Below are 797 nucleotides of genomic sequence, written 5' to 3' on the forward strand. Positions count from 1 at the left end.
TCCACGTCCTCACCGCCGGGGGTATTGTCGCCGCCCGCCTGGGGAGTCTCGGTCTCCGGGATGGTCACGGTATCGCCGCCTTCATCGGTACCCGCGCCAGCACCGCCAGCGCCACCGGCGCCACCAGCACCGCCCGCGCCGCCGCCTGCTACAGCCGCGCCGCCCACAACGGTCTGATCCTCATACTGGGTGATGGTGCCGCCCGGCACGGTCACAGTCTCGGTCACGTTGTTCACAGCCGCAGTGTAGTAGAAGGTCACCACGTTCTGGTCCGCGTTGCTGGATACAGTCAGCTGCTGGCTGGCTGTTTCTGCGGTATAGTTCTCAATGTTGTTCAGCGCGTAGAAGGTCAGGTTCTGACCCACGGGCGCGGAGCCCTGCAGGCTGGGAGCCACCTCTGCGCCGGTCTCACGGTCCAGATACTGCACCGTAAAGACTGCGTCCTCATCGCTGGCACTCAAGGCGTACTGGGCTACCGTGCTCAGATCACCGCTGGCGGTGCCGCCGGTGTAGCCCTGGGCCGCATCGGTCACAAAGTAGCGGGATGCATCCTCATTCATCACGATATCGGTCAGCTGGGGGGCGTTGGGCAGAGCCGCGCCCTCGTTCAACCGCACCGCCACTGCGCCGGTAGCCTCGCTGGCCTTCACTTCACCGTAGGTCTCCAGGCCAGCGATGAAGGAGTCGGTGAACTTGCCGTGCTCACCGGGACGGAAAGTCACCACATAGGTAGTGGCTTCGGTGGAGGAAGCGTCGCCTTCCGCTGCCAGAGCGGGCATTGCACTGACGCTTACCGC

General features: G+C 64.7%; 1 protein-coding gene. It reads right to left on the reverse strand.

What is annotated here, in order from left to right:
* On the reverse strand, positions 1-797 hold a 797-nt coding region (locus tag B5G03_RS17670; protein WP_206423650.1), incomplete at both ends, for a MucBP domain-containing protein.

Source organism: Gemmiger sp. An50 (genome assembly GCF_002161595.1).
In the GTDB taxonomy this organism is placed as follows: Bacteria; Bacillota; Clostridia; order Oscillospirales; family Ruminococcaceae; genus Allofournierella.